The organism is Bifidobacterium platyrrhinorum (genome assembly GCF_010667645.1).
In the GTDB taxonomy this organism is placed as follows: Bacteria; Actinomycetota; Actinomycetes; order Actinomycetales; family Bifidobacteriaceae; genus Bifidobacterium; species Bifidobacterium platyrrhinorum.
The window spans coordinates 1-26,186 of record NZ_WHZV01000005.1; the positions used below are offsets into that span (position 1 = coordinate 1).

At 65.2% G+C, this 26,186-nt stretch carries 16 protein-coding genes and 1 CRISPR repeat array; of the genes, 4 read left to right on the forward strand and 12 right to left on the reverse strand.

Annotated elements, in window-relative coordinates:
- The 6 genes from GFD21_RS06340 to GFD21_RS06365 all read right to left on the reverse strand — a co-directional run.
- A partial coding sequence (locus tag GFD21_RS06340) for a transposase-like zinc-binding domain-containing protein (protein ID WP_449727612.1) occupies positions 1–458 on the reverse strand: 458 nt, incomplete at its 3' end.
- A 183-nt stretch (positions 459–641) separates the two neighbouring features.
- Positions 642–3,435: direct repeats of the CRISPR family, unit length 29 nt; unit sequence GGAATCATCCCCGCGTAGGCGGGGAGCAC.
- A 239-nt stretch (positions 3,436–3,674) separates the two neighbouring features.
- Positions 3,675–5,213, reverse strand: coding sequence for a glutamate synthase subunit beta (locus GFD21_RS06345; protein ID WP_163197098.1), 1,539 nt, complete (start codon positions 5,211–5,213; stop codon positions 3,675–3,677).
- A gap of 2 nt (positions 5,214–5,215) precedes the next feature.
- Entirely contained in the window at positions 5,216–9,787 is a 4,572-nt protein-coding gene (gene gltB / locus GFD21_RS06350; RefSeq protein ID WP_163197099.1) for a glutamate synthase large subunit, read from the reverse strand.
- 228 nt (positions 9,788–10,015) lie between these two features.
- Positions 10,016–11,053, reverse strand: a complete 1,038-nt coding sequence (locus GFD21_RS06355) for a LacI family DNA-binding transcriptional regulator (RefSeq protein ID WP_163197100.1) — start codon at positions 11,051–11,053, stop codon at positions 10,016–10,018.
- A gap of 127 nt (positions 11,054–11,180) precedes the next feature.
- Positions 11,181–14,534, reverse strand: coding sequence for an ABC transporter permease (locus GFD21_RS06360; protein ID WP_163197101.1), 3,354 nt, complete (start codon positions 14,532–14,534; stop codon positions 11,181–11,183).
- A 2-nt stretch (positions 14,535–14,536) separates the two neighbouring features.
- The gene (locus GFD21_RS06365; RefSeq protein WP_163197102.1) at positions 14,537–15,238 is read right to left on the reverse strand and encodes an ABC transporter ATP-binding protein; all 702 of its coding nucleotides are present in this window, start codon (positions 15,236–15,238) and stop codon (positions 14,537–14,539) included.
- A 274-nt stretch (positions 15,239–15,512) separates the two neighbouring features.
- Between GFD21_RS06365 and GFD21_RS06370 the strand changes: the two genes are divergently transcribed.
- Positions 15,513–16,127 (forward strand): TetR/AcrR family transcriptional regulator, encoded by a 615-nt coding sequence (locus GFD21_RS06370; protein WP_163197103.1) that lies wholly within the window; start codon positions 15,513–15,515, stop codon positions 16,125–16,127.
- A gap of 60 nt (positions 16,128–16,187) precedes the next feature.
- Here GFD21_RS06370 and GFD21_RS06375 read toward each other — a convergent pair whose 3' ends face one another.
- Positions 16,188–17,456, reverse strand: a complete 1,269-nt coding sequence (locus GFD21_RS06375; RefSeq protein WP_163197104.1) for an NADH:flavin oxidoreductase/NADH oxidase family protein — start codon at positions 17,454–17,456, stop codon at positions 16,188–16,190.
- Between the two features lie 99 nt (positions 17,457–17,555).
- On the opposite strand from GFD21_RS06375, the gene GFD21_RS06380 reads away from it, so the two are divergent.
- Positions 17,556–18,128, forward strand: coding sequence for a TetR/AcrR family transcriptional regulator (locus GFD21_RS06380; protein ID WP_163197105.1), 573 nt, complete (start codon positions 17,556–17,558; stop codon positions 18,126–18,128).
- Positions 18,129–18,167: 39 nt separating this feature from the next.
- Here the strand turns inward: GFD21_RS06380 and GFD21_RS06385 are convergent, their stop codons facing one another.
- From GFD21_RS06385 to GFD21_RS06405, 5 genes are all read right to left on the reverse strand, one after another.
- Entirely contained in the window at positions 18,168–19,589 is a 1,422-nt protein-coding gene (locus GFD21_RS06385; protein WP_163197106.1) for a DHA2 family efflux MFS transporter permease subunit, read from the reverse strand.
- A 31-nt stretch (positions 19,590–19,620) separates the two neighbouring features.
- Positions 19,621–20,859 (reverse strand): radical SAM family heme chaperone HemW, encoded by a 1,239-nt coding sequence (hemW, locus tag GFD21_RS06390; protein WP_163197107.1) that lies wholly within the window; start codon positions 20,857–20,859, stop codon positions 19,621–19,623.
- Positions 20,859–22,739 (reverse strand): translation elongation factor 4, encoded by a 1,881-nt coding sequence (gene lepA / locus GFD21_RS06395; protein WP_163197108.1) that lies wholly within the window; start codon positions 22,737–22,739, stop codon positions 20,859–20,861. The genes hemW and lepA overlap by 1 nt, the downstream gene beginning before the upstream one ends.
- 125 nt (positions 22,740–22,864) lie before the next feature.
- On the reverse strand, positions 22,865–23,125 hold the full coding sequence (rpsT, locus tag GFD21_RS06400) for a 30S ribosomal protein S20 (protein ID WP_163197109.1): 261 nt from the start codon (positions 23,123–23,125) through the stop codon (positions 22,865–22,867).
- Positions 23,126–23,229: 104 nt separating this feature from the next.
- Positions 23,230–24,003 carry a trimeric intracellular cation channel family protein gene (locus tag GFD21_RS06405; RefSeq protein ID WP_163197110.1) on the reverse strand — a complete coding sequence of 258 codons (774 nt, stop codon included), beginning with the start codon at positions 24,001–24,003 and terminating at the stop codon, positions 23,230–23,232.
- A 259-nt stretch (positions 24,004–24,262) separates the two neighbouring features.
- Here GFD21_RS06405 and GFD21_RS06410 point away from each other — a divergent pair, with 259 nt between their 5' ends.
- Positions 24,263–25,690, forward strand: a complete 1,428-nt coding sequence (locus tag GFD21_RS06410) for a tyrosine-type recombinase/integrase (protein WP_163197111.1) — start codon at positions 24,263–24,265, stop codon at positions 25,688–25,690.
- The gene (locus GFD21_RS06415; protein ID WP_163197112.1) at positions 25,687–26,109 is read left to right on the forward strand and encodes a hypothetical protein; all 423 of its coding nucleotides are present in this window, start codon (positions 25,687–25,689) and stop codon (positions 26,107–26,109) included. Before GFD21_RS06410 ends, GFD21_RS06415 begins: the two co-directional genes overlap by 4 nt.
- The last annotated feature ends 77 nt before the right edge of the window (positions 26,110–26,186 follow it).

Genomic DNA, 26,186 nt, shown 5'->3' on the forward strand with positions numbered 1-26,186 from the left:
GTGATGAGCACGTCGGGCGCGGGGATGCGTGAGAACAGCGCCGTGTACGCGGCCTTCGACTCGTGCTCGCACCACTGGAGGCCCAGCACCTCGCCGGTCCCGCCGTCGATCGCGATGATCAGGCACCAATCATGGTTCATGTACGTGCCGTCCGCCATCACCGTGTGATGCCTCACCGCGCACGGCGGAATCACGGGTCGGATGTTCCAGCACCATTGGATGCGTTTGCGGAACGCGCGCGGCCCCGGACCCATGTCACCCTGCGTCCTGCCGGAAAGCAGCCAGTCGAGGAAGGCCCGCAGGTCGGCGTCATGCTTCCTGTCCGTCCTGGGCGCGGTGGCCCCCAGTGAGCAATCCACGCACTTCCAGCGTTGGGAGCCGGCGGCCGTCCTCCCGTTCTTCCTCATCGGTTTTCCGCATACCGGGCACAGCCGGTCCCTCTTCGACTTCGTCCTCATGCACCCATCGAACAGGCACCGGACGGCCGGACCGGCGGTCTTTAACACGACATCGTGTTAAAACCACCCCGACACGCCTACTGCCACAAGGCCAAACCCCAGTCATAAACACCACGTTTGGTTCCTATAGCCCCGCGTAGGCGGGGAGCACTTTACATTTTTATCACCATGCTTCGCGGAAGCGGGATCATCCCCGCGTAGGCGGGGAGCACATGGTGAAGGTCTCTCGTTGCCTTGGCGTGACGGGATCATCCCCGCGTAGGCGGGGAGCACGATCGCATCGACTCGCAGTCGTCGAAGAGCGCGGGATCATCCCCGCGTAGGCGGGGAGCACCACGTGAGCGACATCATCCAGTCGGAGAAGTGGGAATCATCCCCGCGTAGGCGGGGAGCACTTGTTGGCTTCGGCCGGCCCGTACGACAGGAGGGAATCATCCCCGCGTAGGCGGGGAGCACCCTACCGCTGCGCTGATGACGTTCACGATGCCGGAATCATCCCCGCGTAGGCGGGGAGCACTCTACCGGAATCCAATTGTAGACGACCCCATTGGAATCATCCCCGCGTAGGCGGGGAGCACGACTACACGCCCGACGACATCGTCCACTGCAAGGAATCATCCCCGCGTAGGCGGGGAGCACCTTCGTCCGGAGGCGATGAGCCAGCTGCCGGCGGAATCATCCCCGCGTAGGCGGGGAGCACGGGATGAGCCTGGCGATGGTGAGTTCGAAGTCGGAATCATCCCCGCGTAGGCGGGGAGCACGACGCGAAGTATGGTCGTTCGTTCCTGAACGCGGAATCATCCCCGCGTAGGCGGGGAGCACCTAACCCCTGTGAAGCTGAACGCGCACGACGTGGAATCATCCCCGCGTAGGCGGGGAGCACCCGGCCTCGACGTGCCCGTCGAGGAAATTGTCGGAATCATCCCCGCGTAGGCGGGGAGCACTGTTCGACCGCGCTGTTGGTCTCGCCCTTGACGGAATCATCCCCGCGTAGGCGGGGAGCACGAGGCGAGGTCGGCGCCGAGCCCGATGAGCTCGGAATCATCCCCGCGTAGGCGGGGAGCACTGATGGCCGCGACGGCGCCGATGACGCCGACGAGCGGGGTGAGCCACGACGAGGAATCATCCCCGCGTAGGCGGGGAGCACTTATTCGTTCGCGACGGCGAGGACCGCGAACGGGAATCATCCCCGCGTAGGCGGGGAGCACGCGCCGTTCGGCCTTGTGTCCTTCGCGCTTATGGAATCATCCCCGCGTAGGCGGGGAGCACTCGACGTGCCCTTGATGACGACCAGGCTGCATGGAATCATCCCCGCGTAGGCGGGGAGCACCCATCCGCGCCGGCGATGCAACCTTGTCCATCGGAATCATCCCCGCGTAGGCGGGGAGCACTAGACGGTGCGACGCCCGTCGTCGTCCTCCACGAATCATCCCCGCGTAGGCGGGGAGCACTTTCCGCGCCCTGCTCGTACTGTCTGGTATCGAGAATCATCCCCGCGTAGGCGGGGAGCACGAACTGCCCAGCCTCGACATGAGCCCCTACTGGGAATCATCCCCGCGTAGGCGGGGAGCACGCCGCGTCCAAGTCAGCCCATGCGAGGATTGCAGAATCATCCCCGCGTAGGCGGGGAGCACAGGCGCTCGGTCATGGTAGGCTAGACACTGACGGAATCATCCCCGCGTAGGCGGGGAGCACCACCTGTGTCATACTGTCTCCTTACTTCAAATGGGAATCATCCCCGCGTAGGCGGGGAGCACCTGCCTTCGGTCAGGGTGATTGTCCATAGGCGGGAATCATCCCCGCGTAGGCGGGGAGCACTCATGGACGCAATGGACGACGGTCAGAAGGAGCGAATCATCCCCGCGTAGGCGGGGAGCACTATCGCCGTTGGACAGTCCACCGACGACGACGAGAATCATCCCCGCGTAGGCGGGGAGCACGCGAAGTTCGACGCCCGACCGTTCCTCGTCGGGGAATCATCCCCGCGTAGGCGGGGAGCACGCCGTTGAGTTGGTTCTGTTTATCTCCGGCTGGGAATCATCCCCGCGTAGGCGGGGAGCACATCGGGCCGAGACCGCGCAGGCGGCCGGGCACGGAATCATCCCCGCGTAGGCGGGGAGCACGCTGACGGTCTGGGTTGGCACAGCGGGTTCGGGGAATCATCCCCGCGTAGGCGGGGAGCACCACGAGGCCGTGGCCGCGGCTTGGGACAGGTCGGAATCATCCCCGCGTAGGCGGGGAGCACGTCCAGGGCGACATGGTCACCCTCGACGAGGCGGAATCATCCCCGCGTAGGCGGGGAGCACCGCCCCCAACTGCTCACCATCATCGGCAGCCGGGAATCATCCCCGCGTAGGCGGGGAGCACGCTGGCGAGTATTTGGACGTTGCACCATCCAAGGAATCATCCCCGCGTAGGCGGGGAGCACTCCGAACACGGTTTCCACGCCGCCCACGGACTGGAATCATCCCCGCGTAGGCGGGGAGCACCTTACCGCCGGCGTCAATGCTTTCGTCGACGCGGAATCATCCCCGCGTAGGCGGGGAGCACCTCACGAGGCTTGCGGCGAAGCTCGTGACCTGGGAATCATCCCCGCGTAGGCGGGGAGCACGATGATGTAGCCCTGCGTGCCGGCGGTCAGCTGGAATCATCCCCGCGTAGGCGGGGAGCACCGCTGTAGTCGCTTAGTCCTACTGCCGCTTAGGGAATCATCCCCGCGTAGGCGGGGAGCACACCACGGCGATGTCGGCGCCGGCGTGCAAGGCGGAATCATCCCCGCGTAGGCGGGGAGCACCCTGGGGTGGGGCTTAGATGGTGGTGAGCCACGGAATCATCCCCGCGTAGGCGGGGAGCACCTGGTTGTCGGTCAACCGGTCCGCCATCAACAGGAATCATCCCCGCGTAGGCGGGGAGCACCCGGACACGACCCAATCCAACCGGCTTGTTTCGGAATCATCCCCGCGTAGGCGGGGAGCACACTTGAAAATCCCTTATATACCAATGATATGGTACATGGCTTGCGGATTTTTCATTCGGTTTCGGCGCGCCTGGAGCTGCGGGAGGCTCTCCGGGAAACCTCACCTCATATGCAACGGGGTCTCCCGACACCGGTTTTACATAGTGTCGGGAGACCCCGAAACGACTCAGCCTCCAAGCAGATGTTCACCGTCGACGCAACGGACGAATTCCTCTTATCCGGCCAATATCAGTCAAGCATCAACGCGGCAGCATCATCGGACGCGTGCTCGCCTTGATTGGCGCCGGCAGCTCGCTGGTGTGCTCGCTGGACAGGTACTCGTCGACGGCGGCCGCGCAGGAGCGGCCTTCGGCGATGGCCCACACGACGAGGCTCTGGCCTCGGCCGGCGTCGCCGCACACGAACACGCCGTCCTGCGAGGTGGCGAACTTGTCGTTGCGGGCGATGTTGCCGCGCTTGTCGAGTTCGACGGGCAGCTGGTCGACGATGGTCGTGGTGTCCGGGTGGAGGAAGCCCACGGAGATGAGCACCAGGTCGGCGGGCAGCACACGTTCGGTGCCGGGCTGGCGGGTGAACGGGCCGTTCTCGCCGGGCGCGACGGACACGACCTTGAGGCCGGTCACATGGCCGTGCTCGTCCGCCACGAAGCCTTCCGCAGTGGTGGAGTTCTCGATGTGGATACGCTCCTGCTCCTCGTCGGAACCGATGAAGTTCACCGAATCCGTGGAGTACAGGTACTCGCCGCCCTCGGCCATCGACGTGGTCTTCTGGTAGAGACGGGCGAACGTCGGCCACGGCTGGTTGTCGGGACGTGTCGAAGGCTCCTTCGGCATGATCTGCAGCACGGTGACGTCCTTCGCGCCCTGGCGGATGGACGTGCCGAGGCAGTCGGAGCCGGTGTCGCCGCCGCCGATGACGATGACGTGCTTGTCCTTGGCGGTGATGTCGTGTTCGAGCGGGGCGCCGTAGATGCGACGGGTCGCGTCGGGCAGGAAGTCCATCGCGAAGTGGATGCCGTCGAGCTCACGGCCGGGGATCTTCATGTCGCGCGGCACGCGGGAGCCGATGGCGACCACGACCGCATCGTACCGGTCGCGCAGGTCGTCCCAGCTGATGTCCTTGCCGATCTCCACGCCGGTCTCGAAGCGGGTGCCTTCGGCCTCCATCTGCTTGACGCGTCGGTCGAGCAGCGTCTTCTCGAGCTTGAAGTTCGGGATGCCGTAGCGCATGAGGCCGCCCAGCGCGTCGTCCTTCTCGTAGACGACGACGGTGTGGCCGGCACGGGTGAGCTGCTGCGCGGCGGACAGACCGGCGGGGCCGGAGCCGACGACGGCGACGGTCTGGTCGGTGAGTCGCTGCGGAGGCATCGGCTTGACGTAGTCGAGATCCCATGCCTGGTCGATGATCGTGCACTCGTCGTTCTTGATCATCGTCGGCGGCTGGTGGATGCCGAGCACGCACGCCTGCTCGCACAGGGCCGGGCAGATGCGTCCGGTCACTTCGGGGAAGTTGTTGGTCAGGCTCAGACGCTGGTAGGCGTCCTCCCACTGCTCCTGGCGGACCAGATCGTTGAATTCGGGGATGAGGTTGCCCAGCGGGCAGCCGGTCATGCAGAACGGGGTGCCGCAATCCATGCAGCGGGCCGCCTGTTCGGTGGTCCATGACTGCAGACCGGATTCGGCGTGCACGTCGAACCAGTCCTTGATGCGCTGCTCGACCGGACGCTCGGCCAGCTCGCGGCGGGTGCGGACTTTCAGGAATCCTCTCGGGTCGCCCATGTTCAGCGCGCTCCTTCCATGACGTGCTCGTACACCTGCTCCCAGGCGCCGGGCGTATTGAAATCGATGTGTGCGGCTTCCGCGTCGGCCATGGCCTTCTCCATGGCGATGAAGTGCTTCGGCACGACGTGCGTGAAGCGCTTGGCGTTCTCGTCCCAGTTCTCGAGCAGCGAGGCCGCGAACTCGGAGCCGGTCTCCTCGGCATGCTTCTTGACGAGCGCGCGCACGAGGTCGGAGGTCTCCGCGTCGAGCGGCTCGAACAGCAGCGCGCCGGACTCGACGCCCTCCGGGTTGACCTGCTTCATGTCGAGGTCGAGCACGTACGTGTTGCCGCCGGAGAAGCCGGCGCCGAAGTTGCGGCCGGTGGGTCCGAGCACGACGACGGTGCCGCCGGTCATGTACTCGCAGCCGTGGTCGCCGACTCCCTCGACCACGAAGGTCGCGCCGGAGTTGCGCACGGCGAAGCGTTCGCCGGCGCGGCCCGCGACGAACATCTCGCCGGAGGTGGCGCCGAAGCCGGTCACGTTGCCCGCGATCACGTTCTCGTGTCGGTCGAAGGTGACGCCGTCCTCGGCGCGGACGATGAGGCGTCCGCCGGACAGGCCCTTGCCGGCGTAGTCGTTGACCTCGCCGTACACGCGGATGGTCTCGCCGCGCGGGATGAACGCGCCGATGGACTGGCCGCCGGAACCGTGCAGGGTCATGTCGATGGTGTCGTCGGGCAGGCCGGCGGCGCCGTAACGGCGGGTGATCTCGTAGCCGACCATCGTGCCGACGGTGCGGTTGACGTTGCGGATCGGCACGTCGATGCGCACCGGTTCCTTCTCCTCCAACGCCGGCCGGGCGAGTTCGATGAGGCGGTTGTCGAGCGCCTTCTCGAGCTCGTGGTTCTGCGGCTCGGTGTTGTGCAGGATGGTGCCGGGCACCGGGCCGGCCTGCTTGAGCACGTTGGACAGGTCGATGCCGTCCGCCTTCCAGCGCTTGATGGCCTCGTCCTGGTCGAGGCACTCGACGTGGCCGACGGCCTCCTCGAGCGTGCGGAAGCCGAGCTGGGCGAGGATCTCGCGCACCTCCTCGGCGATGAACATGAAGAAGTTGACCACGTGCTCGGGCTTGCCACGGAAGCGGGCGCGCAGCTCCGGATCCTGGGTGGCGATGCCCTGCGGGCAGGTGTTCTTCTGGCAGGCGCGCATCATGACGCAGCCTTCGACGATCAGCGCCGCGGTGGCGAAGCCGAATTCCTCGGCGCCGAGCAGGGCGGCGATGACGACGTCGCGGCCGGTCTTGAGCTCGCCGTCGCACTGGACGACGATGCGGGAGCGCAGGCCGTTGAGGATCAGCGTCTGCTGCGTCTCGGACAGACCGATCTCCCACGGGGTGCCCGCGTGGCGGATCGCGTTGAGCGGGGCCGCGCCGGTGCCGCCGTCATAGCCGGAGATGAGCACCACGTCGGCATGGCACTTGGCCACGCCGGCGGCGATGGTGCCGACGCCGAACTCGGAGACGAGCTTGACGTGGACGCGGGCCTTCGGGTTCGCCATCTTCGCATCGTTGATCAGCTGCTTGAGATCCTCGATGGAGTAGATGTCGTGGTGCGGCGGCGGGGAGATGAGCTCCACGCCCGGCGTCGCGTGACGCACGGTGGCGATCCACGGCGGGACCTTCGCTCCCGGCAGGTGGCCGCCCTCGCCAGGCTTGGCGCCCTGGGCGAGCTTGATCTGCAGGTCGGTGGCGTGCACGAGGTAGTCGGAGGTGACGCCGAAGCGCGCGGAGGCGATCTGCTTGATGCGGCTGTAGCGCAGCGGATCCTCGATGCGGTCGTCGGATTCGCCGCCCTCACCGGAGTTGGAGCGTGCGCCGATCTTGTTCATGGCGATGGCGAGCGTCTCGTGCGCCTCCTGGGAGATGGAGCCATAGCTCATCGCGCCGGTGGAGAAACGCTTGACGATCTCGCTGGCCGGCTCGACCTCGGAGATGTCGATCGGCTTGCGGTTGTGGTTGAACTTCATCAGGCCGCGCAGCGTCATCAGACGGTTGGAGGTGTCGTCGATGTGGTGCGTGTACTTCTTGAACATGCCGTAATCGCCGCGCTGGGTGGACTGCTGCAGCAGGAAGATGGCCTCCGGGTCGTTGAGGTGGTCCTCGCCGGTGCGGCGCCACTTGTACAGACCGCCGGTGCGCAGGTTGCGGTGCGGGGATGCGGTCCACTGGTTCGGGTAGGCGACGCGGTGGCGGGAGGCGACTTCCTCGGCGATCTCGTCGAGGCCGACTCCGCCCACGCGGGTGGTGGTGCCGGTGAAGTACTCGTCGACGACATCCTGGCTCAGGCCCACAGCCTCGAACAGCTGGGCGCCGCGGTAGCTCATGATGGTGGAGACGCCCATCTTCGCCATGATCTTGAGCACGCCGATGGACAGGGCCTTGGTGAGGTTCTTCACGGCGGTGGCCGGGTCGACCTTCACGTAGCCTTCGCGCGACAGGTTCTCGACGGATTCGAACGCGAGGTACGGGTTCACGCAGGCCGCGCCGTAGGCGATGAGCAGCGCCACATGGTGGATCTCGCGCACGTCGCCGGCCTCGACGGCCATGGAGATCTGCGTACGGGTGTGACGGCGCAGCAGGTGGTGCTGCACCGCGGAGGTGAGCAGCAGCGACGGGATCGGACCCCACGTGTGGTTGGAATCGCGGTCGGACAGCACGATGAAGTTGCTGCCGTTCTCGATGGCCTCGTCGATCTCGGCGAAGATCTCGTCCAGACGCTCCTTGAGCGCCGCACCGCCGCCGGCCACCTGGTAGAGGCCCTTGACGACGTACGGACGGTAGTAGCCGCCGAGGATGCGCGCCTTGTCGAGGCGCTTGAGCTGCGCCATCTCGTCGGAGTCGATGACGGGCAGCGGGATGAGGATCTTCTTCGCATGCAGTTCGGAGTCGGCGAGCAGGTTCGGCTCGGGGCCGATCGCGGATTCAAGGCAGGTGACGATCTCCTCGCGCTCCCAGTCGAGCGGCGGGTTGGTCACCTGGGCGAACTTCTGGTGGAAGTAGTCGAAGAGCATGCGCGGACGCTTGGAGAGCGCGGGCAGCGGGGTGTCGTTGCCCATGGAGCCGAGCGGCTCCTTGCCGGTGTTGGCCATCGGGGTGAGGACGATCTTGAGATCCTCCTCGGTGTAGCCGAAGGCGCGCTGGCGGCGCTGCACGGACTGGCCGGAGTGGTTGACGTGCTCGCGGGCGGGCAGGTCGCTCATCTCCACGGAATTGCCCTCGACCCACTTGCGGTACGGATGCTGGGCGGCGAGGGACTTCTTGATCTCCTCGTCCGGGACGATGCGGCCTTCGGCCGTGTCGACCAGGAACATCTTGCCGGGCTCGAGACGGCCCTTGGCGACGATGTGCTCCTGCTCGGTCTCGGGCAGGACGCCCGCCTCGGAGGCGAGCACAAGGTAGCCGTCGTCGGTGAGCTGCCAGCGGCCGGGGCGGAAGCCGTTGCGGTCGAGCAGTGCGCCCACCTGGGTGCCGTCGGTGAAGACGATGTCGGCCGGGCCGTCCCACGGCTCGATGAGCGTGTTGTTGTACTCGTAGAACGCCTTGAGATCGGGGTCGAGATCGTCGTTCTTCTCCCAGGCCGGCGGCAGCATCATGCAGATGGCGTGCGGCAGGGAGCGGCCGGCGAGGTGCAGCAGTTCGAGGCACTCGTCGAAGGTGCCGGAATCGGAGTAGCCGGGCGTGGTGATCGGCAGCAGCGGCTTGAATTCGCCGAGCAGTTCGGAGCTCAGGCGCCCCTCGCGCGCGGACAGCCAGTTGCGGTTGCCCTGGATGGTGTTGATCTCGCCGTTGTGGGCGAGCAGGCGGAACGGCTGGGCGAGCGGCCAGCTCGGGAACGTGTTCGTTGAGAAGCGGGAGTGGACGATGGCGATGGTGGCCTTCATGCGCTCGTCGACCAGATCCGGGAAGAAGTGGGTCAGCTGCATGGTGGTCAGCATGCCCTTGTACGTGATGGTCCGGGCGGACAGGGAGGCGAAGTACACGCCCACCTCGTGTTCGACGCGCTTGCGGATGCGGAACGTCCTGCGGTCGAGTTCGATGCCGGCGAGGCCTCCTTCCGGATCGGCCAGGACGAGCGTCTTGAAGCTCGGCATGGCGGCGAGGGCCTGAAGGCCGAGCCCGTCCGGGTTGGTGGGCACGACGCGCCAGGCGAGGACCTCGAGGCCCTCCTCGCGGGCGATCTTCGCGATGGCCTGCTCCTGCTGGCCGGAGGTCTCGATGTCTCGGTCGAGGAACGCGATGCCGGCGGCGTAGTGGCCGGCGGCGGGCAGCTCGGCCGGCACGGTGGCGCGCATGAACTCGTCCGGCATGCTCATCAGGATGCCGGCGCCGTCGCCTGTGTTCTCCTCGGCGCCGACCGCGCCGCGGTGGTCGAGGTTGACCAGCACCTCGATGGCGTCCTTGACGATCTTGTGTTCGGGGCGCTTGTTGAGCGTGGTGACCATGCCCACACCGCAGGCGTCATGCTCGTTGGAGGGGTCGTACATTCCATCCGGAGCGTGGACCGTGAGATCAAGCGGGGCTTTGAATGTCACCGAAATCACCTCAATTGGTATCGGGCGCGCGGAAACGCGCCACTTGGGTCAGTTGCTGTTGACAGCGTAGCGTCGCGTTATGTCCGCGGCGTTTCGCTGTCCATATACCGAGTTGTGAGAAAAGTCAATACCCAATTTTAGCCATTTCGGCAGACCGGTCCGTCGGATGCGGGTTGACGGTGTGTCACCTGCGTTGACGGGACACCGTCCGACCCCGAGGGGCCTTCGTCAGCGCCACGGCACGTATACGGTTTCGGAGGCTCGCAGGGCCGGCTGTCCCTCGACCACCTCCACGCGGGGGTCCGGCGGTTCGACGCCGTCGCGCTTGGCCTTCACCTGCTCGTAGAGCATGCGGAAGGCGCGCTGCCCCATTTCGAGGTAGTTCTGGCCGTAGCTGGTGAGTGCGGGCGACCACATGGAGGCGAAGTTCCTGTCGTCGAAGCCTACGACGCTGACATCGTCCGGCACCTGCCGTTCCTGTTCCTTCAATCCGCGGATGACGGCGATGGCGGTCTCGTCGTCGCCGGCGAAGACCGCGGTCACGTCGTCGCGCTCCCCCAGCCTGCGACCGGCCTCGACGGCCTCCTCGAGGTCGCGCGACACGACGATCGGCTCGTGGATGACGGCTCCGCGCTCCTTGAGCGCGTCATGCCAACCATCGGTGCGGGTGTTGTCGGTCGGCCCTTTCGGACGGGTCACATGGAAGACGGTCTCGTGGCCCATGTCGAGCAGGTGCATGGTCATCCAACGCCCGGCCTCGCGTTCGGCATTGACGATCTGGCGGTCGGCGTCGCCGAACCCGCCTCCGACGACGACCAGCGGCAGGTCCTTCGGCAGGTAGTCGAGCGCCTTGATGCCGGCGCGGTCGTACTGGTAGACGATGGCGCCGGCCGGGCGCACGGACAGGCCCATCCTGACGCGCGCCTCGACCGAATCCATGTCGGATTCGTCCAAGGAGACGATGTTCATGAGGAACCGGCATGCACGCGCCGCCCTCTCCACACCGTGATTGGTCTCGGAGGTGGAGAACGCCTCCGGATTGGCCGCGAAGACCACCACCGTGTCCATTTCCCGGTTGGACAGGGCGCGCGCGACGACGCTCGGCTCGTAGCCGAGCTCCTCGATGGCCTTGGCGATGCGCGCGCGTTTCTCCTCGGAGACCTTCACGGTGCCGTTGAGATAGCGGGAGACGGTGGGAGCGGAGACGCCGGCGAGTTTGGCGACGTCCTTGATCACCGGACGGGAATGCCCCGTGCTCCTCGCCATGCGCGTCTCCTCCCGCCGTGCTCTCTCGTATACAACGCCCTAGTTAAGGGGGCGAACCGGACATAGGGGCGAACCGGAGAACCGTGGAGGGCGCCCCGGGTCCGCCCCGGTCCTCCCCGCCCGGCCCTCACTCCACCGATTTGAGCGCGGCGAGCATGTCCACGTCCCTGAGTCTGCGGTAGACGACCGCCCCCAGCACGGCGAGCACCATGCCGACCACCACGACCGGCGCGACGAACGCCGGCCACCCGAGCGCCGGGTCGAACATGACCTCGTCGGGCGGCACCTCGGTGATGATGTACCGGTGCAGCCCCGCGCCGATCCCGTATCCGGCGAGGATGCCGACCGCGGAGAGCACGATGGTCTCCCGGTAGATGTACATGGTCGTCTCGTTCGAGTGGAAGCCGAGCACCTTGACGGTGGACAGTTCGCGGATGCGTTCGGACACGTTGAGGTTGGTGAGGTTATAGAGGATCACCACGGCAAGGAGCGCGGCCACGAGGATGAGCACCTCCATGATCTGGTCGAGCGAATCGACGATCGTGGCCACCTGGTTCTTCGCGGTGATGTTCTGCACCACTCCCCTGACGCCGTCGTCGCGCATGAACGAGGCGCCGACGCGTCCGGCGTTCTCCGTGCCCGGATCCTTGAGCCGGACCATGTACGCGTTCGCCCGCCAGTTCCCGCCGAACACGCGCTCGTAGCCGCCGGACGACATGAACATGAAATGTCCGATGTACATCTCGGTCACGCCGTCCACGCGCACCGTGCGCCGCGCGCCTTCCGCGTCGGTGACGGTCACCGTGTCTCCCTCCTTCACGCCGAGCATCGAGGCCATGCGTTCGGAGATGACGGCGCCCCGGTCGGTGAGCGTCTGCGGCTGGTGGCCGGAGCGGGATCGCAGCGTCATGTACCGGACGAAGCTGTACGCGTCGTCGGTGGCGATCATCGTGATGTCCTGCTTGTCGCCCTGCCTGCCGCCGGTCGTCGTGACCTCCTCGTAGCGGATCGGCGTGGAGGAGGCGACGGCGTCGCGTTTCATCATCCGCTTCACGGATGCGCGCTGCTCGTCGTTGTTGTCGCTTTTCTCCGCGACGATGAGGTCGTAGTGGACGATCTCGTCGAACTGTCGTTCGCTGATCTGCCCGATCGATCCCTGCACGCCGAGGCCGGCGGTGAGCAGGGAGACCGCGCCGGCCACACCGAGGATCGTCATGAGCCCGCGGGACTTGTAGCGGAACAGGTTGCGCGCGGTCACCTTGCGGGTGAAGCTCAACCGGTTCCATAACGGCGTGAACCGTTCGAGCAGGATCTTCGAGCCCTTGGCCGGAGGCTTGGGCAGGAGCAACGCGGCCGGCTTCTCCCTCAGCTCGCGCATGGCGGCCAAGGTGGCGGGCACGACGGCGCTCACCCATGCGAGCAGGAACGCGACCGCGGTGACGGCGGGGTGGAACGCCAATGCGATGCGCGGCATCGTGAACCCGTCGGAGTAGGCGTGGTCGACGATGAGCGGCAGCAGCGTGTGGCCGGCGATGACGCCGACGACCGTGCCCAGCGTGGAGGCGAGGAATCCGTAGCAGGTGAACTTCCTGAGGATGTCCGCGTCGCCGTAGCCGAGCGCCTTGAGCGTGCCGGAGTTGACGCGTTCCTCGTCGACCATGCGGCCCATCGTGGTGAAGGTGACGAGCGCGGCCACGAGGTAGAGGAACACGGGGAAGATCGCGGCGAGTTTCTCCACGATGTTCGCGATGATCTCGTACACGCGGTAGCCGTTCGAGGTCAGTCCTTCGCGTCGGCCGTCGATCGAATAGGCTGGCACTTCGAGCGTGTCGATCTTCTCGCGGGCGAGGGCGATGTCGCGTTCGGCCTTTTCGATCTTCTTCTCGGCCGCGGGTTTGGCGGCGTTGAATTCGGCGAGTTTCGCGTCGTACTCGTCCTGCGCCTTCTCGAGACTGCGCTGGCCTTCGACGAGTCGGGAAACGCCGGATCCCGTCCCGTCGGAGCCGCTGCCGGCCAACGTGGATACGGCCGCGCCGAGTTCGCTTTGCTTGGCGGCGAGCTGGTTGCGCGCGGCCGCGATGGCGGCGGCGTTGTCTTGGTATTCCTGCGATCCTTGTTCGAGCCGCGACGCCCCGTCGTTCCATTGCGCGAGCGCGGCGTTGTAGTCGGCGAGTTTCGCGTTATACTGCGCGACGGCGTCGTTGTAGGCGGCGAGCGCCTTGTCGTACTGCGCCTTGGCGCTGTCGTACGCGCCGCCGGTCAGGCCGCTCGATTCCCATTGCGCGAGGAGCGCGCCTATCTTGTCGAGTACGGCTTTGGCGGCGTCGAGCTGGGTGCGCGCCTGGTCGAGTCGGCTTTTCGCCTGGACGAGCCCGGTCCATGATTCGTCGAGTCGGCCTTGGCCTTGGGCGAGTTGTTGGGCTCCGGCGGCGAGCGCGGTCTGCGCGGCGTCGAGCTGGGAGTCGGCGGAGGCGATCTGCGCGGTCGCTCCGGCGAGTTCGGCCACGGCGGCGGATGCCTGGTCGGTGGCTTGGATGGTGCCGTCGGCGAGTTGGTCCTTGCCGTTTTCGATCCGGGTTTTCGCGTCGTCGAGTTGTTGCTGCGTGTCGGCGAGCTGCTGTTTGGCGTCGTCGACCTTGTGTTGCGCCTTGTCGATCTGCGCGCGTCTCTCCTCGCGGATGGAGGCGGCGCGTGCGTCGGGTTGGTTGGCGAGACGTTTGGCCAGTATGGTCTTGTGCGCGTTCACCCGGTCGCGGTAGTCGGCGGTCCAGTAGTCGACGCCGCGGGTGTCGCGGAAGGTGACGCGGCCGATCATCGTCACGTCGGAGTCGAATACGGTTTTCGTGACGACCGCGTAGCCGTCGAGTTCGCCGGTGCCGGCGGTGGATTGGCCCATATTGAGGTTGGAGACGGTGTCGCTGGCGTCGACGAATCCGACGACGGTGAAGCCGCTGCGCTTGAGTACGGTGTCGCCGGCGATGTCGGGGCGTTCGGTGAGTTTGATGGTGCTGCCGACCGCGTATGTGTCGCGTTCCGCCCGGTCGAGCGCGATTTCGTTCGCGTGTTCGGGTAGACGGCCTTCGATCACCTCGTAGGTGGAGACCTTGTCGGGTTTCGAGGCGACGCGCAGGCTGTGGTCGGAGCCCCGGATGACGACGTCCTTGAAGTAGCCGAATTCGGCCTGTGCGACGCCGTCGGTCGCGCGGATGATCCTCTCGTCCTCGCGGCTCAGTCCGTAGTCGCTGATGACGGTGACGTCGGCGAGGTTGTGGCGGTCGTAGAAGTCGGTGCCGGCGATGCGCATGTCGGGTCCGGTGACGAACAGTCCGACGAGCGCGAACGAGCCAAGGGCCATGAGGCTCACGATGGAGAGGAACCGGCCTTTGGACTTGCGCAGGGTGATGCGGATGTCCTTCCACAGCATCCGTTTGCGCGGTTGCGCCGCGCGGCGCTTGCGGCGTGTGCGGGAACGGTATGCCATGCTCACCACTCCAGATCCTCGATGTCCATCGGATGCGCGTTGGTCTCGATGGATTTGACGCGTGCGTCGTGCATGTGGATGACGCGGTCGGCGATCGGCGCGATGGCCGAGTTGTGGGTGACGATGACGACGGTGGCGCCTTTCTCGCGGCTCTGGTCCTGCAGGATCCTCAGGACCTGTTTGCCGGTGTTGTAGTCGAGCGCGCCGGTGGGTTCGTCGCACAGGAGGATCTTCGGGTTCTTGGCGACGGCGCGGGCGATGGCGACGCGCTGCTGTTCGCCGCCGGAGAGCTGCGCCGGGAAGTTGTCGATGCGGTGTTGGAGGCCGACGTCGACGAGCGCCTGCACCGGGTCCTGCGCGTCACGCACGATCTCGGAGGCGAGTTCCACGTTCTCGCGCGCGGTGAGGTTGGCGACGAGGTTGTAGAACTGGAATACGAAGCCGATGTCGTAACGGCGGTAGTCGGTGAGCTGATGGGCGGTGTAGTTCGAGATGTCCTTGCCGTCGATGATCACCTGTCCCTCGGAGTTGGTGTCCATGCCGCCGAGGATGTTGAGCACCGTCGATTTGCCGGCGCCGGATGCGCCGAGGATGATAGCGAGTTCGCCTTTCCCGATGCCGAAGCTCACGTCGTTGTTGGCCGTGATCGTGGTGTCTCCCATGTGGTACCGCTTGAAGCTGTGCACCATTTCGATGTATGCCATCGTCCGCCTTTCCCGTGTTCCCTCGGTTTCCCTTGTCGGGGGCTGTCGGCGAAGCCGGCCGAGGGGTAGTCGCAGGTCGTCGCCTGCGCTACATGAATGAACAACGTGTTGATTGTGTTGTCACGATGGTAGGGACGCATGGGAACGGCGGTCAATGAACGATTCCCCCGATTCCGTTCAGATTGGACACATCGGCGGAAAGTGGTGATTCACCACCTATATCGACAACACGTTGATATAATTCGACATAAGGTTCAACGAGGATGGGAGGGGCATGGCGGGCAAACGTCACACGAAGACGGAGTCGAAGATCAAGGCGGCGTTCACCACGCTCGTGCAGTCGAAGGGATTCGACGCGATGACGGTGAGCGACATCGCCCGCACGGCCGGCATCAACCGCGGCACGTTCTACATGCACTATCTCGACAAGTTCGATCTGCGCCAGCAGCTCATCGACGACACGATCGCCGACCTGACGGCCATCCTCGTCGACAACGGCGATGCCGGGGCCCGTACCGTATCCGGCGCCACGGGCCGGGCGATCTGCGACGCGTTCCGGACCGAGTCGATCTCCGCCGCGTTGCGCTACGTGCGCGACGACTACGCGTTCTTCAACGCGATCTCCCGCTCCGGCAACGACATGCAGCTCTACGACAAGCTGAAGAAGGTGCTGAAGCAGCTGATCGTCACGCAGGCGCAACGGCTCGGCGCCGACCCGCAGTCCGCGTACAACGGCATCCCGGCGGACTACGCGATGGAGATCCTCGTCTCCGCCGTCTCCTCGATCATCTGGCTGTGGATCCGCCGCGGCTGCAAGGAGACGCCCGAGGAGATCTGCCGCATCATCGAGAAGAACAAGACCACCGCCCCCATCGACGTGCTGTGGTGACGCGCCAGCCCATCGCCGCAACCATGCAGGAACGCATCGCCGGCATGCCGGGCACGGTCGTCACCGCCGGCCCTTGCGACGACGCGGGGTGAGGGCGGCGGGGCCATGCCGCTTGATGGCGAACATGAGCGCCCTGAGTCCGCCGATGCGCAGGTCGGGGCGTTCGCCCCGCGCGATGCGGTTCATCTGCAGTTCGAACCAGCTGATGACGAGGATGCCGCCGAACGCCTTGTCGAGCGGCTTGATGCCGGTCGTCACGCGCGGCAGGTCGACGGACCCGTCCCACCGGTCGCGGATGATGCGGTTCGGCAGGTCGGGCACGAGCGCCAGAGGGCGGGCGATGCCGATCATCTGCGTGATGCCTTCGTCCAGCGCGTGTTCCATGTCGCGCGCGTTGCGGAAGCCGCCGGTCAGGGCGACCGGCACGGTCAGTTCGCCTTTGACGAGGCGTGCGAAATCGGTGAAGTAGACGCCGCGGCGGCGGTCCTCCGCAGCGCCGCCGTTGGTCCGGATGACCGGCCTGGCGTAGGTACCGCCGGAGATGTCGATGAGATCGACGCCGCGTCTCTCCAGCTGCTTCATGACCCAGATGGATTCCTCCTCGCTGAAGCCGCCCGGCATGCCGTCCTGCGCATTGAGCTTGACGGCCACGGGGAAATCGGGGCCGACCGTCTCGCGCACCGCGTCGAACACGTCGAACAGGAACCGGGCGCGGTTTTCGAGACCGCCGCCGTATTCGTCGGCACGCCGGTTGTCGAGCGGCGAGAGGAACTGGTTGATGAGGTAACCGTGCGCCGCGTGGATCTCTACGCCGGTGAAGCCCGCCTTCTTCGCGATGCGCGCCGTGGCGGCGAACCGACGCACGATGTCGCGGATCCGCTCGTGGGTCAGCTCGGTCGGTTCGGCGAAGAACCTGCCGTATTCGCCGTCGACGCCGCCGGCGCTCGGGGCGAGCGGATGCGGGTTGACGGTGATGGGCGACTGGCGGCCGGGATGGTTGATCTGCATCCAGCAGTGCGCGCCATGCTCGGTGCCGGCGGCCGCCCATCGGCGCAGCATGTTCAGGTCGCGTTCGTCCTCGACAGCCACGTTGCCGGGTTCGCCGAGCTGGTTGCGGTCAACCATCACGTTGCCGGTGACGAGCACGCCGGCCCCTCCCCTCGCCCACGTGCGGTAGAGGTGCACATGGGCTTCGGTCGGCGCGCAGTCGCGGCCGGCGAGCGCCTCGTTCATCGCGGACTTGTAGAACCGGTTCTTCACTCTCACGCCGCAGGGCAGGGTCAACGGTTCGGCGATCGGCGTCGCGATCGCGGTCTTGTCGTTCGTCATGACTCCAACTTTCCATACGTCCATGTTTGTACAGTTGTCTAAGTTATCATAAAGTTTGACATCTGCAAAATTATGGACGATAGGCTATGCTGGATTGCCATGAAGAAGGACCTCAACGCCAAACTCACCCGTGGCACGCAACGAACGCTCGACGCGTTCTTCGACGCGATGACCGCCTTGCTTACCGAAAAGCCGTTCACCGGCATCAGCGTCAACGCGCTGTGCGAACGGGCCGGTTATCCGCGCGCCACGTTCTACAACTATTTCGAGGACCGCGACGACCTGCTCGACTACTGCTGGATGGCGTTGTCCAGGCAGGCGAATCTCTCCGATCTCTCGTCATCGGACCCGGAGCATCGAGTGGATACGGCGCTCGACGCGATGGCCGGCCTATTGGAGTCCAACGCGGACATGCTGCGCGCGGTGCTGGAGCATAATCCGCCCGAAGGTCCCCTGTTCTCCAGTCTGCACATGTTCATCGAACGGAAGGCCCACGAGATCATGCGCACCTGCGTCGACCGAGACCGGTTCGACCTGCCGGCCGACCTGATCGCCGACCATTACGCGAACACGGTGATGCTCGTCCTTGATTGGGCGTATCTGCGCGGTCATACGCTCACCCGCGAACAACTGCATGACTATACGCACACGCTGCTGGGCGGCGTGGAGTGAACACGTCCGACCATCATCGATGCCGACGAACGCGAATCGTCAGGCGGCGCGACGCCCGCCCTCCCCGCCGCGTAGGAACACGAGCGGGATGATGATCAGCGGGACGGCGCACGCGCCCATGGCCAGATACGTCAGGTTCAGGCCGTGCATGTCCGCCGCGGCCATGGCCATGCCGCCGACGTGCGCGGATGCAGCCAGCGCGGTCATCATCCCGACGAACACGGCTTGTCCAATCGCGCCGGCTATGGTGCGCAACGCGGTGAGCAGCGCGTTCGCGTCGGCGAGACGCCCCTCGCCCGCGGCGCTCGTGCCCCATGTGACCAACGGCATCATCAGACAGCCGATCGCCAGCGAACGCGCCACGTTGACCGTGGCGGCCACCCAGATCGACGCCGACAACGGAAGCAGCCCCATGCACAGGTTGCTGGCGGTCAGGCAGATGCCGCCCAAGAGGAACAGCCGCTTCACGCCGAACCGGTCGTAGAGGCGGCCGGCCATCGGGCTGATGATGGCCATGGCGAGCGAGCCGGGCAGGCTCACCAATCCGGCCATCGACGCCGAACCGCCTTTGATGGTCTGCACGTAGAGCGGCAGCATCACCGACGACCCCATCATCGCGAAGTACAGCAGCATGCTGCCGATTACGCTCAATGCGAATCCGCGGTGACATAGGATACGCATGTCGAGGAACGGGCGCTCGCGCTTCAGCTGCAGCATCACGAACCATATGGACGCCGCGATGCCGAGTACCAACGGCGGCAGGACCATCATGCTCGTGAACGGCATGGAGCCGATGTTGCCGACGCCGAGCGTCACGCCGCCGAACGCGACGATGCCCACCGCGAACGACAGCATGTCGAAGGACCGTTCGGACGTTTTGAGTAGGTCGCCGAACACGAGGCACGCGGCGGCCAGCGACACCGCCATCACGCCGATCACCAGGTAGAAGATGGAACGCCAGCCGAACGCGTCGACCATCAGACCGGACAGCGTGGGCGCGATCACCGGCGTGACGCCGACGGCGAGGCCATACCAGCCCATGACCGTGCCGCGATTGTCCGGGTAGATGGTCATGAGCACGACCTGCGCCATCGACATGAGCAGTCCGTTGCCGCACGCCTGTACGACGCGGCCGACCATGATGACGGCGAACGGCACCGGGGCCACGCAGACCAGCGAGCCGACGATGAACAGCACGGCGCCCACGAGATACAGCGGCTTGGTCGGGAACCGGGTGATGAGGAACGCGGTCAGCGGCATGACGATGCCCATGGCGAGCGAATAGCCGCTGGTGAGCCATTGGCCGGTCTGCATGGTGACGCCTAGATCGTGCACGATGGGCGGCAGGGCCGTGGTGAGCGCCGTGGCCATGATGGTCGTGGCGATGCACGAGAGCATGATGTTGACGAAGATGAGCGCGCGACGGCGGTCGCTTAGCGAGGTAGGTTCAAGATAAGACATGACGTTGTCTCGTATGGTTCCGTTCCGGGGTTCACACGCCGGCGAGGTCGAAGACGCGTTCGATGACGGCGTCGTTGAGCAGACGCCCCTTGCGCGTGGGGACGATGCGGGTATGGTTCCTTGCGTCGGATTCGATGACGACGAGCCCTTCCTCGACCATCGGCAGCAATTGCGCGGCGTCAATGGGACGCAGGGGCATGGAGCCGTCCACCCCGCGCGCGGAGGCGATGGCCCCGTTGATGCGGCCCAGGTCGAGACCCTCTCGGATGCGCAGGCCGAGCATGATGAGCTCCTCGAGGTTCTCCCCCGGCGTGATCTCCTCACTGCCGCCCCACGGGACGCGACCTTCGTTGATGGCGGTACCCCACAAGCGCGGATGGGCGATGTCCCACGCACGCAAGGCATGCTCCGCGGCGTCGTCCCCGGAGGAGACGGCGTTGTAGTGCGAGTGCGCGCCGGGGCCGAGTCCGGCCCAGTCGACGTTGCGCCAGTAGCCGAGGTTATGTCGGCTCTCATAGCCGGGTTTCGCCCAGTTGGAGACCTCATACCATGCGAGTCCGGCGGCCGTGAGCAGTTCGTCTGCGATTTCGTATTTGGCGGCCTCGTCGTCATCATCCGGCTTGGGCAGGGTGCCGGCCGCAATCCGACGGCCCATCTTGGTGGTTGGTTCGACGGTGAGTGCGTAGGCGGAGATGTGGTTGACGCCGAGATTGACGGCGGTACGCACCGACGTGCGCCAATCGTCGAGGCTCTCCCCGGGCGCGCCGTAGATGAGGTCGACGCTGGAACGCAGGCCGGCCTTGTCCGCCGCATGCACGCCGGCCTCGACGTTTGCGGGCGTATGCGTACGGTCAAGGGTCCTCAGCACATGCGGTACGGCGGACTGCATGCCGAAGGAGATGCGAGTGAAACCACCTTCGGCGAGACGGTTGATGTAATACTCGTTGACGGTGTCCGGATTGGCTTCGGTGGTGATCTCCGCGTCCGGCATGACGCCCCAGATGCGGCGAATCGCATCCAGCATGGTCACAAGATCATCGGCGGACAGAATGGTGGGTGTGCCGCCGCCGAAGAACACGGTGTCCACCGACGGCTCCTCGATGCCGTGCGCGAGCTGCCATTCATGTGTGAGTTCCATCTCGCGCACGACCATGTTCGCGTAGTTGCCGCGCGATGCGCCCGCTCCGAGGTCGCGCGCGGTGTACGTATTGAAATCGCAGTACCCGCAGCGCCGCATGCAGAACGGCACGTGGACGTAGACCTCGAACATCAGCCTTCGGTCTTCTGGGCGGCGCGGATCTTGTCCTTGGTGTCGCGGTCGTTCGCGTCCTCGCCGGTGGACAGGGCGGCGATGAACGCCTCCTGCGGCACCTCGACATGGCCGAGCATCTTCATGCGCTTCTTGCCGGCCTTCTGCTTTTCGAGAAGCTTGCGCTTACGCGTGATGTCGCCGCCGTAGCACTTGGCGAGCACGTCCTTCCTGAGCGCGCGGATGTTCTCGCGCGCGATGATGCGCGAGCCGATCGCCGCCTGGATCGGGATCTCGAACTGCTGGCGCGGGATGAGCTCACGCAGCTTCTTCGTCATCATCACGCCGTAGCCGTACGCCTTGTCGCGGTGCACGATGGCGCTGAACGCGTCCACCTTCTCGCCCTGGATGAGGATGTCCACCTTGACGAGGTCGGCCGACTGCTCGCCGTCCTCGTGGTAGTCGAGCGAGGCGTAGCCCTTGGTGCGGGACTTGAGCTGATCGAAGAAGTCGAACACGATCTCCGCCAGGGGGATGCGGTAGTGCATCTCCACGCGGTCGGTGGAGATGTACTCCATCGTGCCCATCTGGCCGCGGTGGTCCTGGCACAGGTCCATGACCGCACCGATGAACTCCTTCGGCGTGATGATGTCGGCAGCGACCATCGGCTCGACGATCCTCTTGATCTTGCCGTCCGGGAACTCGCTCGGGTTGGTGACATGGTGTTCGCTGCCGTCCTCGCTGGTCACCTCGTAGGTGACGTTCGGCGCGGTCTGGATGAGGTCGAGGCCGAACTCGCGGCTGAGACGCTCGGAGACGATCTCCATGTGCAGCAGGCCGAGGAAGCCGCAGCGGAAGCCGAATCCCAGCGCCACGGACGTCTCCGGCGTGTAGACGAGGGCGGCGTCGTTGAGCTTGAGCTTGTCGAGCGCCTCGCGCAGTTCGGGGAACTGGGCGTTGTCGATCGGGAACAGGCCGGAGTAGACCATCGGCTTCGGGTCGCGGTAGCCGGGCAACGGCTCCGTGGCGGGACGCACGGCGGAGGTCAGGGTGTCGCCGACCTTCGACTGGCTCACGTCCTTCGCGCCGGTGATGATGTAGCCGACTTCGCCGGCGCCGAGCGCCTTCGTCGGCGTCATGTCCGGGCTGATCACGCCGATCTCGATGGGCTCGTGCGTCATGCCGATGCCCATCATGTGCACCTTCTCACGGCTGTGGAGCTCGCCGTCCTCCATGCGGATATAGGTGACGATGCCGCGGTAGGAGTCGTACACGGAGTCGAAGATGAGGGCGCGGGCGGGCGCCTCGGGGTCGCCTTCCGGCGCGGGCACCTCCATGACGATCTGGTCGAGCAGGTCGGCGACGCCCTCGCCGGTCTTGCCGGACACGCGCAGCACGTCGCTCGGCTCGCAGCCGATGAGGCCGGCGATCTCCTCGGCGTGCTTGTCCGGTTCGGCGCTCGGCAGGTCGATCTTGTTGAGCACGGGGATGATGGTGAGGTTGTGGTCGATGGCCATGTACAGGTTCGACAGCGTCTGCGCCTCGATGCCCTGCGTGGCGTCGACGAGCAGCACGGCGCCCTCGCACGCCGCCAGCGCGCGCGACACCTCGTACGTGAAGTCCACGTGACCCGGGGTGTCGATCATGCCCAGCGTGTATTCGGTGCCGTCGAACGTCCACGGCACGCGCACGGCCTGCGACTTGATGGTGATGCCGCGCTCCTGCTCGATGTCCATGCGGTCGAGGAAGCGGTCGCGCATCTCGCGTTCGGGCACGATGCCGCTCAGCTGCAGGATGCGATCGGCCACGGTGGACTTGCCGTGGTCGATGTGCGCGATGATGCAGAAGTTGCGGATCAACGACTGATCGGTGGAACCGGGCCGGTTATGCTGGGCGACCACTGAACATGCCTCCTATGGTGGGCTTGAAGTCAAACTCTCACTAGTCTACGTGACACAAGAGACCCCGCAAACCGATGGGCTTGCGGGGTCTACGGCTGCCCGCCCTCAACGGGGCGGAATCAGTCTCACAGGGCGTTGATCGCGACGGCGAGGCCGGACTTGCGGTTGGCGGCCTGGTTCTTGTGGATCACGCCGGCGCCGGCGGCCTTGTCGAGCTTGCGGGCGGCGACCTTGAAGGCGGCCTCGGCGGCGGCCTTGTCACCGGCGGCGATGGCCTCGCGGGTGGCGCGGACGGCGGTCTTCAGCGAAGACTTGACGGCCACGTTGCGCTTGTGCGCCTTCTCGTTGGTGATGACGCGCTTCTTCTGCGACTTGATGTTTGCCAATGTAACTCCAAACGACGTTTGCTATAAGGACATACGAGACGTAGATGATAGCACGGCATGCGGATAACGCGACGCGCCGTCGTCACGCGCTTTCCGCGGCGTGTTCAGGAATCGTCGTCCTCATCCCAGCGCGCCCGCCGGCCGCCGCGCCCCGACGCCTCGTCATGGGGCTTCGGCGTGATGTCCGGGCGCCGCAGGTAGCGGCCCTCACCCGGCAGATACACGTTGTGCCGTTCGACGGCACCGGGGAACTTGATGTTGTAGACGACCGACGCCATGCGCATGCCGACGATGAGCATGATGATGACCAGGTCGAGGGCGATCTCCTGCTCCGCGTTGAGCAGTCCGGACATGCGGCCCTTGCACACGAACACGGTGAGCACGCACCCCACCGCCGACGGCACCGCGTACCAGTGCTTGTCACGGATGATCATCGGCACGTCGTTGAGGAGGATGTCGCGCGTGAGCCCGCCGCCCAACGCCGTGGCCATGCCGAGGAACGCGGCGGTCATGCCCGACGTGCCCAGGTACATGGCCTTGGCCGTGCCGTTGACGGCGAACAGCCCCAGCGCCAGCGCGTCGAGCATGAGCATCGACCACTTCAGCTTGTTGATCTCCGGATGGATGATGGCTATGGCGATGCCGGATACGAGCGCCGTAAGCACCGACCACCGATCGGTGATGCCCACCGGAGGCACCTCGAGCAGCACGTCGCGCAGGATGCCGCCGCCCAACGCGGTGAGCCACGCGATGACGAGGATGACGAACAGGTCGTACTGCTTGCGCACCGCGGCCAAGCCGCCGACCAGACCGCAACAGAAGATGGCGAGGTACTCGACGCCCATGAAGAACGCATTGCTTTCCAACGCCACCTGCATGATCCGTTTCCCCCCCCCTCTCATACGAAATCCCCCGGGAACGGACGATCCCGGGGGATTTCGGCGATCATAACCAGATTATGGCCAGATCAGCATACCTTCCACATCTGCTCACTCCGTCATTCAGAGTATAATCATACCGTCGATACATGTGGGAAACGGCCATATTCCAACGTTTTCTCGTTACCGTCGGTTACTGTCAGTAACGAACGGTAACGAACTGGATGTTGACGAATGTTGACGAATGGAGGTGTCGGGCATGCCGAGGGAGAACCGGACCGGCGTCATCCGCCCCATCAAGGAGATCCAGACCAAGACGCTCTCCGGCGGAACGGTGAAGACATACGTACGCTACCGGGCGAAGGTCGACGGCAAATGGGTTACGGCCAGCTCGTACAGGGCGTGCGAAAGCAAGATAACCGCCGCACTGCGGGAGAAAAGGGAATGGGGCATGGGCCTCGACCGCTCCACCACGCTCGGCGAATACATGGACCAATGGCTGGACCTCAAACAGCGGGACATCAAACCCAACTCCTACGACTCGTACAAGAGCATCGTCAACGTGCACCTCGCCAAATACCGGAAGGTCAAACTCGCGGACGTCACCCCGTCCGCCGCCAAACGCATGCTCCGCAACATGCGCAACCTCGACGGGACCGAACCGTCCGCGAACCGCAAGCTGAACGCGTACAACGTGCTCCGTCAGATTTTCGACAGCGCCGTCGCCGACCGTCTGATCCCCACCAGTCCGATATCCTCCGACCTGCGGCCCCGCACCGAAGCGAAACTCGCCGACGTGAAGACGCTCCCCATCCACCGCAAGGCGCCGAAGCCCCTGCCATCGGAAGCCGACTCGGACAAAACCGACCATCGCAGCGGAGAGCAGCATCGCAAGGCGTTCACCGCCGACGAGGTCCGCGCCATGCTGCGCCTGTCCGCGGAGGACGTGTTCACCGGCACCCGCTTCTGGTGGAAGCTGCTCACCGGCATGCGCCAATCCGAAATCCTCGGCGTCACATTGGACGACCTGGACCTGTACCGGGACAGGAGCCTCGAACACATTGACGGGCCGGAGGTCTGGACCGGCACGTACACGATGAACTGGAAACTGGAGAAGTTGAACAAGAGGCATGGGTGCGGCGAACCCAACCGGCAGGGCGTTTACCCGTGCGGTTATAAGCGTCCCAGCTCCTGCCCGGACGCGATCTGGGTGGTGCCCGACGGGTATGACATGATCCCGTTGCGCAACAGTTTCGCCCTGACCCCGCCGAAATCACAGAGGGGCAGCATCAAACCCATCATTCCCCAGCTCGGCGCCGCCGTACACCGGTACCTCGAAGCGACCAAGGACATTCCCAACCCGTACAATTTGCTGTTCCGCACCCGCGAAGGATATCCGATCGACATGCGCAAGGACGCGTTGGCGTTCCGCGATCTCGTCAGGAGGGCCGGCATCCCCGACCCGGATTCGCGTTACGGGCATGAATGCCGGCGCAGCGTGGCGACGTTCCTGTTCGACGAGGGTGTGGACCCGGGAATCATCAAACGTCTCGTCGGCCATTCCAGCATCGAAATGAGCGACTACTACCGTGACGTGCCTACCTCCACTCTGCTTGAGAGCATGGAACGGGTCGGCGACAAGCTCGACCTGAAGCAAATCGAATGGAAGGATACGGACGAATCATGATAAGACGCAGCAGCATCATCGCGATCAACGACGGCAACCGGTACCTGCTCTACCATGACGTGAACTGGGATTGCGATTTCTTCCCCAACCATACGACCGCGGCCACGGAACCGGAGAACGTGCGACTGCTCGCCGAATACCTGTCGAACGGTTTCGACATCCCCCAAGATGATTTCACGCTCACCCGCATCGGCAGCGAAAGCCACGACAAGTACAGTACGGAGCATCACGAGACCCGCCACTACGAGTACACGCTGTACAAGGCGAACATCAAGCGCATGCCGGACGCGTGGAAGACGGACCGTTTCCATGTGGATTCGAAGGATTGCGTGTGGATGACGACCGACCGGATGCTCGCGGACCCGGTCATCCGGGAACGTAACAGTGATGTGATCGGCATGGTCCGCGACCGTCTGTGATAGCGCGGGAGCCGGCCCCCAAGATGCTCAGGGAATCCGGCTCCTACTTCCATTTCCCCCTCAGGGGTTGGCTTATG